Here is an 8,623-nt window from a genome sequence, read left to right as displayed (position 1 = left end):
GTCCTTCAGGTTCAGTGCGTGCGCATGGCCTTGCGAGCCGTAGCCGATGATCGTGACCTGCCTGCCTTTGATCAGGGAGAGGTCGGCGTCCTTGTCGTAGAAAACTTTCATTTCGCCTCCTGTTGCATATCGCGCGGCAACCGTCTCCATCACCGCTCGCCGGAGGCTTTGGGGCTGGTCCGCGGCAATTTGTAAGCTCCGACCGGCTGCGGGAACAGCGCGTCGAGGTCTTCCAGCAGCACGACGCTTTCCTCGTCATGTGGGTCCGTGCGCGCGACCACGGCGACGCAGGCACCCTCTTCGCTCGGGTTGTACGGCAGGTGCGGCATGTTCGCGGGAATGTAGAAAAATTCGCCTGCGCTGACGAACAGATGCTGCTCCAGTTCCTCGCCGAACCAGACACCGGACTTGCCGCTCAGCATATAGATCGCGGTTTCGTGTCCTTCGTGCTTGTGCGCCTTGGCGCGCGCGAGCGCCGGAATGGTCACGAGCTGCATATGAATGCCTTTCGCGCCGACGGTGTCAGCCGAAATGCCCGCCGCGTGCAGCAATTGTTGCTTTGCGTTCGTGTCCCGGCCCGGCCGCACTACGCGGCAAGTCGGCGCCATTTCGGTAACCGTTTTATCAGCCATCGAGTCTCTCCAGCGGTCATCTCATCGCAGCCTGCGCGCACGCCATGCGCCGGGAACCGCGCCCACTTTCACCGAAAAGCGGCCGAATCCGTCACCTGCACACGACACAACACCTGACGACACGGCGTTATTCCACTGTCAGGAACCGCATTTTTGCGCCGATAACCGGGTGGGCGCCCCCCGCCGCCCGTCCCGCCGGCCAATCCTGCCCGCCGCTGGCCGAACGCGCGGCCTGCTCAGTTGCACGGGATCGTCACGACCAGGCGGCCGTTGCAGCGCGCCATCAGATCGTCATGCGCAAGACCCCGGTTCCACCAGCGAGCGAGGCCGCTGCGCGGGCGGTGTCCGACCACCAGAATGTCGGAATTCAGCAGCCCGGCGTGCGTCGAAATGCTGTCGACCACGTCGCCGCACGCCATATGGCCGCGCGCGGGCACACCGTTGCCTTCCATATGGTCGAGTGCCTCGCGCAGCGTGATCATCGCTGCGTCCTGGATACACGCGCAGGCGAGGTCGGACAAATACCATCCTGCCGCCGCCATAGTCGACGTGGTGTCGACGACCGCCAGTACGTCCGTGTGCGCATCGAGCGCAAGCGCTAGCTCGGCCGCGTGGTGCAGCGCGGTTTTCGCTTCGCGCGTGCCGTCGTAGTAGAGCAGGATCTTCGAGGGTTTAGACATTGGAGTCTCGCTGCAAAGGTTAGAGAGCCGCCGGGGCTTTGAACGCTGTCTGACCTTTCGTCCCTTGGTCATTTGCGAGAACACCTGGCTGCGCCAGGCTATTCCATGCGAGCTGCACCGCCTGACACGCACGGCGGCGCCGGCGTGCATCGGTCGGTGCGCCATTCTTAGGGATGCCGCAGAAGATGTTGTGCAAACGAAGGATACCGGACAGGTCCCTGAACGCTTGTCGATTGCCTGTCTGCGACAGTCGGCAACACCTGTTCGTCAGGTGCGAGATTGCATGGGTGTATGCCGGTGCCGGCTCAATGCCATGCTGGCGAGCCACTCCGCGTCCGATCGGTTCGGAAACACCGTATGGGTCAGCCATCGGTGTGATCTCGCTTTCAGCGGCTTGTAGCGCATGAAACATCCCGCTTACTGTGAGGAAGATCGGCTCGCGGACGCTCAAAAAAATACAGCGCCCTCTCGGGCGCTGTGCGGGTCGATGTCGACGTCGACATCGACACAAATAAGGCCACCGCGCATCCGCTCAGATCTGTCTGCGCATCTCCGCGGGAGGCACCTTCATTAGCCGCCGGTACTTCGCGACCGTGCGCCGTGCGACCAGCACGCCCTGGTCCGCCAGCATTTTCGCGAGTGTCACGTCGGACAACGGATCGCGCACGTTCTCCGCGGCAATCATCTCCTTGAGCAGCGCACGCACCGCCGCGGCCGAACAGGTGCCGCCGCTCTCGGTGCCGAGCTCACGGGGGAAGAAGTGCTTGAACTCGAAGATGCCGCGCGGCGTGGCCATATACTTGTTGCCCGTTGCGCGGGAAATGGTCGATTCGTGCAGCCCCAGTTCGTCGGCAACGTCGCGCAGCACAAGCGGCTTCAACGCAATTTCGCCGTACTGGAAGAATGCCTTCTGGTGCGCAACGATGCATTCGGCGACGCGCTGGATCGTGTCGAAACGCTGCTGCGCATTGCGGATCAGCCAGCGCGCCTCCTGTAATTGCTGCGCGAGCGGGGAGCGGCTCGTGCTCGCCGACTGCGCAAACAGTTCGGCATACATACGATGGATTCTCGCGCGCGGCAGTACCGCGGGATTGATCGTGACGACCCACTTGTTGCGCACCTGGCGCACCAGCACGTCCGGCACGACGTAGTTTTCGTCGCTGCGTCCGTACGAGTTGCCCGGCTTCGGGTCGAGCTTGCGCACCAGCGCACACGCGACGCGCAGCGCCTCCGCGTCGCAGCCAATCTGCTTTTGCAACTCCGCGTGCTCGCGCCGCGCGAGGCGGTCGAGATGGTGCTCGACGATTTTTCGCGCAACGTCGCGCCCTGGCGTGTCGGCTGGAAGCGCATCGACTTGCAGTACGAGACATTCGGATAGCGAACGGGCCGCGAGACCTGGGCGGTCGAGCGTTTGTACCAGCCGCAGCGCGACACTCAGTTCGTCCTCGGTGAGCGGCGGATCGAACTCGACGACGTCGGTCAGATCCGCCAGATCCTGGCGCAGGTAACCGTCGTCGTCGAGCGCCTCGATCACGACGCGCGACACTTCACGGTCGCGTTCGTCGAGACGATACAGGCGCAGCGCGTCATGCAGCTGTTCGTGCAGCGTCGGCTGCACGCGCGCCCATTCCGCGGGGTCGCTCGCTTCGCTGTCGCCGTTGTAGCGCGACGAACCATGGCTAAACGACGCGCTGGTGTAGTCGCCGCCTGAATCGTCCGCTGATGCGCCTTCGCCATGCGGCTCGGCGCTCGAGCTGTCGAGGGCCGGGTCGCGTTCGGCAGCCGGCAGCGTGTCGGCCGTCTCCGGGTTGTCCGCGTCGGCCGCACCAGTCCCGCCGGCATCTTCGGAAACCGATGAGTCGTATTCGAGAAACGGATTCGTATCGAGCGCCGTGCGCAGTTCCTGCTGAAACTCCAGCGACGACAATTGCAGTAGCCGTACGGATTGCTGCAGGCGCGGCGTGAGCGCGAATGACTGCCTCGCTCGTAGTTCAATTGAAGGCGGCATCGTTGGCATGTCCTGTTGGTCATCGAAAGAACGGTTGCCCGCCACTTGGAGCAACTGTCGTACCAGTTTCGCCAATCGCCTGTTTTTAATCGACTTTGCGAATCTGCATGACGCCCGCCCGGCCTGTTCGTCGCGTGCTTTTTACAACCTTTCTGAAAATTCAGGTTCCTTGCTTGCTACGTGGCGGCAAGGCGAGCCGATCCGCGCCATCGAACCCGCGCGTGCGGCACCAGGACCCAGTGTAGGGCCGCCCCGGGCCAACGCACCGGAAATACCGCACGCCCAGGCATGCTGCTTGCGGAAACGAACATGCGGACATTGACGCTTCATGCAACACGACCGCGTTCCGATTACTCAAGCAGAAGGAGAATCCATGAAAACCATCCAGATCCTCAAGACCGCAGGCAGCATTGCATGCGTCGCATTTGCACTCAACGCGACCGCGCAGACCGGCACATCAGCGCCGCCCGCGTCGTCCGAGACCCTGGGGCAGCACTTCGACGACGGCACCGTCACGACGAAGGTCAAGACGGAACTGCTCGGCGCGAAGAACGTCAAGTCGACGCATATTCATGTGAAGACCCGTCAGGGCATCGTGTGGCTGACCGGCTCGGTGCCGACGGCCGAAGAAAAGGTCTCCGCGCAAGACGTCACACAGAACGTCGAAGGCGTGAAGGGCGTGCGCAACCATCTGAAGGTGACGGCTGAATAATCCGGACCCCGAACATCGTTCGCTGCGACGTATAACGAAGAGCGCCGGCGCTGTCATAGCGCCGGCGCTCTTGCTATTCATTGAACCGCGGCTGCGCGCGGGATCAGGACCTCGCCGCCGCATGCCGATCGCGCAGATCGCGAATCTGGTCGTGGTTCAGCATCACACCGTGGAACTGCCGCTCGATTAGCGTGCGCACATCCGCCGGCAGATCCTTGGCGAGCGCTTCCTGATACCGCTTTTTCGCCACGTCCTCGCCCTTTTCGCAGTCGGCAAGAATCGCGTGGTCGCTGCGGCTGCCGACCGCGGACTTCAGGTCGACCCAGCCGCGATGCAACGCGCCCGACACCGAGCCGCCGTTTTCCGGTTTTCCGCCCAGTTGCATCACGATATCCTGCAGTTCGCGCGCCGCACGCGTACACGTATCGGCGCGCGCGCTCAGCCATTCCTTAAGTTGCGCATCGTGCGCGTCTTGCGCGGCTTTGAGGAAACCGCGCTCGCCGTCCTTCGACGTTTCGATCAGCTCGTTGATCACCGCAATCACGTTCGTAGACATTCGACACCTCCGGTTACAAGTTTTCACGCGCACAGTGTGAACTACGAGTTCGTCCTGCGATCGCGCTCCATCCCTTCGACCCGAAACAATCCGCTATGCAATTCGACGCTCGCCCCATCGTTCTGTTCGAGCGCGGTCGCGCACACCGAATGGATGCGCTCGCGCCCACGCGTGAAAGCGCGCTGCAAGTCATCCTCCAGCGGCGAGGCCGCGCCGAAATGATCTTCGAGTGCCTCCGCGCTAATCGCGCACTCAACGGGCCTGCGATCCACATATGCGGTAAAGCGCAGCACCAGGTTCGAGCCGTCGAAGCTCGTTGTGTCATCGGAAAACGTGATTTCCATCAGAGAACCTCCGTATGCCCGTGGCCCTTCCGTCGGGCCGCGCGCGTTCAGGCTGCATTCCCCGAAAGTTGCGCGATCAACGTTTTATTGAAAGCGGGTATATCGGCGGGTTTGCGGCTTGAAATCAGATTGCCGTCTTCGACCACCTCCTTGTCAACCCATGTGCCGCCCGCATTGCGAATATCGTCCTGCAGGCTCGGCCAGCTGGTCACCGTGCGTCCTTTGATGATGCCTGCCGATACGGGCAACCACGCGCCGTGGCAAATCACCGCGATCGGCTTGTTCGCCTGATCCGCTGCCTTGACGAACGCCTGCGCTTGCGGCAGCAGGCGAATCGCGTCGCCGTTGACGACGCCACCCGGCAACACCACAGCGTCGTAGTCGTCAGGCGCAGCCTGGTCGAACGTCGTGTCGACGTCGATCGCATCGCCTTTGTCGACGTGCCTGAATCCTTGAATTTTGCCTGGCCGGGAAGAAATGACGTGAACCGTTGCACCGGCTTCGGCAAGCGCGCGCCGCGGTTCGACAAGTTCCGCCTGCTCGAATCCGTCGACGGCAAGCACCGCGACCTTGCGGCCCTTCAGTGTATTGGCCATGAAATTCATCTCCTTGATCACAGAATGCGCAGACCCGCAGTGGGTCGAACGCGGCTTATGACGCGGTCCGGGCCTTCATCCCGGTTGAGCAAGACGAATGCCCAGATGAATGCGTGACCGTGGGCGCACGCGACCGCCCGCAGTCCGGAACAAAGGCGCGGCTGTTACGCGGAGCGCAATTCGGGCTCGCGTGCGCGCTGTGTGCATGCGCCGTCGTTACCCTTCGTATGCCGCCATCACGAGCCACATATCGCGCTCACCGTCATGTATCTCGGCGGCAATCGCATACGGATCGCGTGGCTGGCAAGTCTGCGTGAGCACGTTGCGCGCTACTTCGCCATTGTCGAACACGCGTCCGCCAGCGAGACACCGGACTTCGCGTTTGCCTTCGAACATGCGTTGATCGCGCCGATAGATAAGCGGCTGGGTCTTCCACGTTTCGAAACAATCCTTTACGTGCTGAAAGTCGCCACCACAAATATTGGCCTGAAAATGTGTCGTTGGCATGGTTTCTCTCCACAATGCAATGCATGCCGCTTGCCTGTGCCGCCGGTTTACCGGCTGGCCGGCGTCGGTGGATCGCCGCTCGGCCGGATATGTCGTTGTCTTGCGTATCCGGCGTTGCCACGGATCGTCACGCGGTCGCAGTTGTGACGCGCCTGCTGTCATCCAGTTCCCTGCCGGCGATGCCCGGGTCGTGCCGGCGTGGGCGGGTGGCTTATTGACCCTTCGTGTCGCTGCTTGCGTTCGCGCCCGGCATGTTGGTCGTATCGTTCGCCGGTTTCTTCTTGCCCTTCGTTGAATGGTGTTTCATCTGCGATTGGCTCATCTGACTCGAGCTGTTCGCGTTCTGGCCTGCCTTCTCAGCACCTGTATCGTTACCGGTGGCCATGCCGGCGCCGCCGCCGCCCGTCGATCCGCCGCCCGCGCCCTGCGCGAACGCAGCACCCGACAGTGCGAGGAATGCCGCCAGAAGGCACGTTTTCGTGAGTTTCATCCGATTTCTCCCTTGGTTTATTGTGCGGCCGGCGGCCGCGCTACCTACGTACGTCACCTGCACTCGCGTTTCAGCAAGCCCTGTGCCGATCTCCCGGCGCGCACGGACAGCATGCATCGGATACGCATTCGCGGCCTGGCCCGTTACACTGTCTAATGTGCCGTCAAATACGATGTCGCCTGCACGATGTCACCGGCGTCGGCCGATGCACCGCAAAGCACGTTGAACATGGTGTGATCCGCGGGTTGGATAGCGCGGCAAGTACAAACGCCGCCTGCAATTTACAAGCGCAACGTAGCTCTTTCGCACAGCGGCACATCACCCCGGCCCCGTTGCGGTTCTGTCATCGGAAACACGCACTGCGCGCCTCTTCAACGCAGTTTCACTATCGAGGATGAAGCCATGCGCATCACCACGTCGTTTCTGTTCGATCTCGACGGCACGCTGGTCGACAGCGTTTATCAACACGTGCTCGCGTGGAAGGAAGCGCTTGATAGCGAGGGCATCGAGCTGTCGGTATGGCGAATCCACCGAAAGATAGGCATGAGCGGCGGCCTTTTCAGTCATCAGCTGCTGCGCGAAACGGGCGGCGATATTAGCGGCGAGCGCGTCGAACGTCTGCGCCGCAAACATGCCGACGCGTACCGGCAGTTGCACGCGCAGGTGTGCCCGTTACCCGGCGCGCGAGCGCTACTCGAAGCGCTCGACGCGAGCGGCACGAAATGGGCGATCGCGACAAGCGGACGGATGGAAACCGCAGCCGTCAATCTGCAAGCGCTCGGCGTGGACCCGGCCAAATCCGTCGTCGTGACGCGCGACGATGTCAAATACGCGAAACCCGATCCCGACCTTTTCGTCGCCGCCGCGCACCGCCTCGCGGTGCCGATCGAACAGACCGTCGTGGTCGGCGACAGCATCTGGGACATGCTCGCCGCGCGCCGTTGCCGCGCGCTCGGCGTCGGCCTGCTGTCGGGCGGATACGGCCAGGAGGAACTCGAGCGCGCGGGCGCGCTGCGCGTCTACGAGGATCCCGCCGACCTGTTGCTGCATATCGACGAAATCGCCGCACGGCCTTGAGGCATGCATCGTGCCGGTCGCGGGGCGTTTTCGCGCGAGGAACGGGGGTTGCTCGTCCGCTGGTATCTGAACCCTTCGGAGAACCGCGATGAGTACAGGCGCAAACATCGTCGGCGGCGGCCGCGAGACGGCCAACGGGCCAGGACCTGAAGTGATGGCCGCGTCGACGCTCGACGGCGACCGCGTGTTGAGTTCGGACGGCCACGATATCGGCAAGCTCAAGGACATCATGCTCGACGTCCGCTCGGGTCGCATCGCGTATGCGGTGCTGTCGACCGGCGGCTTCCTCGGCATCGGCGACAAGCTGCTTGCGATCCCCTGGAGCGCGCTCACACTCGACACGGATCATCCATGCTTCGTTCTATCGCTGAGCGCCGATCGAGTGAAGAACGCGCCGGGCTTCGACAAGAACCATTGGCCGTCGATGGCGGACGCAACATGGGCGACGTCGATTCACCAGTACTACGGGCGCGAACCGTACTGGGGAAGCGGCGCAGGAAGCGCCACGGGAACGGACCGCGCGTCCCCCGGATTCGGGACTGGCGACATTGCGCCCGGCTCGTCGAACGCGCCGGAAGCAGGCGGCGTCAAGCTTTGAGCGGGCGGCAAAATGACGACCACTCGATCCCGCTCATCATCGAAGAAGAGCCGTGCACAGCATCCCTCGACGCGCAGCAAGGGCGGCCGGCCAGCTCGCCAGCGGCACACGCATGCAGCGAAACAAGCCGGGCCCACCGCGAGCCGCACGTCGCGGCGCTGGTCGCACCAGGTGATGGAGCATAGTGACGCGATGGACCTCGAACGCGACATCTTCAAGACCGGCAGCGCGCAGGCCATCGCCGAATCGCTGAAGCGCTCGTCGACGCACAGCAAACGGCGCAAAGGCACACCGTTCCAATCCGCGATGTCGATGCTCAACTTCTACATCAACCGTGCGGGGCGCAATCTGCCCAAAGCGCGCCGCGCGACGTTGCAGCAGGCAAAGCGCAAACTTCGCGAGGCATTCGGTCGCGAACCTTGA

The 8,623-nt window shown here is 62.9% G+C and carries 12 protein-coding genes and 1 pseudogene; 4 read left to right on the top strand and 9 right to left on the bottom strand.

The window, feature by feature from the left end:
* The 4 genes and pseudogenes from HV796_RS34295 to HV796_RS34280 all read right to left on the bottom strand — a co-directional run.
* Positions 1-111 (bottom strand): annotated as a pseudogene (locus HV796_RS34295) (ketol-acid reductoisomerase); the annotation flags it as partial.
* 38 nt (positions 112-149) lie between these two features.
* Positions 150-632 carry a cupin domain-containing protein gene (locus tag HV796_RS34290; RefSeq protein WP_217478075.1) on the bottom strand — a complete coding sequence of 161 codons (483 nt, stop codon included), beginning with the start codon at positions 630-632 and terminating at the stop codon, positions 150-152.
* A gap of 236 nt (positions 633-868) precedes the next feature.
* Positions 869-1,312 (bottom strand): universal stress protein, encoded by a 444-nt coding sequence (locus HV796_RS34285; RefSeq protein ID WP_175232331.1) that lies wholly within the window; start codon positions 1,310-1,312, stop codon positions 869-871.
* 532 nt (positions 1,313-1,844) lie between these two features.
* The gene (locus tag HV796_RS34280) at positions 1,845-3,320 is read right to left on the bottom strand and encodes an RNA polymerase factor sigma-54 (protein ID WP_175232330.1); all 1,476 of its coding nucleotides are present in this window, start codon (positions 3,318-3,320) and stop codon (positions 1,845-1,847) included.
* A gap of 373 nt (positions 3,321-3,693) precedes the next feature.
* Between HV796_RS34280 and HV796_RS34275 the strand changes: the two genes are divergently transcribed.
* Positions 3,694-4,032, top strand: a complete 339-nt coding sequence (locus tag HV796_RS34275) for a BON domain-containing protein (protein WP_175232329.1) — start codon at positions 3,694-3,696, stop codon at positions 4,030-4,032.
* 103 nt (positions 4,033-4,135) lie between these two features.
* On the opposite strand, the gene HV796_RS34270 is transcribed toward HV796_RS34275, so the two are convergent.
* The 5 genes from HV796_RS34270 to HV796_RS34250 form a co-directional block, all read right to left on the bottom strand.
* A complete protein-coding gene (locus HV796_RS34270) occupies positions 4,136-4,588 on the bottom strand; it encodes a PA2169 family four-helix-bundle protein (RefSeq protein ID WP_175232328.1) in 453 nt (150 codons plus the stop codon).
* Between the two features lie 41 nt (positions 4,589-4,629).
* Positions 4,630-4,932 (bottom strand): DUF1488 family protein, encoded by a 303-nt coding sequence (locus HV796_RS34265; RefSeq protein WP_175232327.1) that lies wholly within the window; start codon positions 4,930-4,932, stop codon positions 4,630-4,632.
* 47 nt (positions 4,933-4,979) lie between these two features.
* Positions 4,980-5,528 (bottom strand): type 1 glutamine amidotransferase domain-containing protein, encoded by a 549-nt coding sequence (locus HV796_RS34260; protein ID WP_175232326.1) that lies wholly within the window; start codon positions 5,526-5,528, stop codon positions 4,980-4,982.
* A 216-nt stretch (positions 5,529-5,744) separates the two neighbouring features.
* Positions 5,745-6,035, bottom strand: coding sequence for a hypothetical protein (locus tag HV796_RS44410; protein ID WP_175232325.1), 291 nt, complete (start codon positions 6,033-6,035; stop codon positions 5,745-5,747).
* Between the two features lie 211 nt (positions 6,036-6,246).
* Entirely contained in the window at positions 6,247-6,525 is a 279-nt protein-coding gene (locus tag HV796_RS34250; RefSeq protein WP_175232324.1) for a hypothetical protein, read from the bottom strand.
* A gap of 402 nt (positions 6,526-6,927) precedes the next feature.
* Between HV796_RS34250 and HV796_RS34245 the strand changes: the two genes are divergently transcribed.
* The 3 genes from HV796_RS34245 to HV796_RS34235 all read left to right on the top strand — a co-directional run bounded on the left by HV796_RS34245 (position 6,928) and on the right by HV796_RS34235 (position 8,623).
* Positions 6,928-7,602 (top strand): HAD family hydrolase, encoded by a 675-nt coding sequence (locus tag HV796_RS34245; protein ID WP_175232323.1) that lies wholly within the window; start codon positions 6,928-6,930, stop codon positions 7,600-7,602.
* A gap of 88 nt (positions 7,603-7,690) precedes the next feature.
* Entirely contained in the window at positions 7,691-8,200 is a 510-nt protein-coding gene (locus tag HV796_RS34240; protein ID WP_175232322.1) for a PRC-barrel domain-containing protein, read from the top strand.
* A 12-nt stretch (positions 8,201-8,212) separates the two neighbouring features.
* Positions 8,213-8,623, top strand: a complete 411-nt coding sequence (locus HV796_RS34235) for a DUF3175 domain-containing protein (protein WP_175232321.1) — start codon at positions 8,213-8,215, stop codon at positions 8,621-8,623.

Origin of the sequence: Paraburkholderia humisilvae, assembly GCF_902859855.1 — a bacterium.
Taxonomy (GTDB): domain Bacteria; phylum Pseudomonadota; class Gammaproteobacteria; order Burkholderiales; family Burkholderiaceae; genus Paraburkholderia; species Paraburkholderia humisilvae.
Note: the sequence above shows the minus strand (reverse complement) of the source record. Positions and strands in the feature narration are given on the sequence as shown.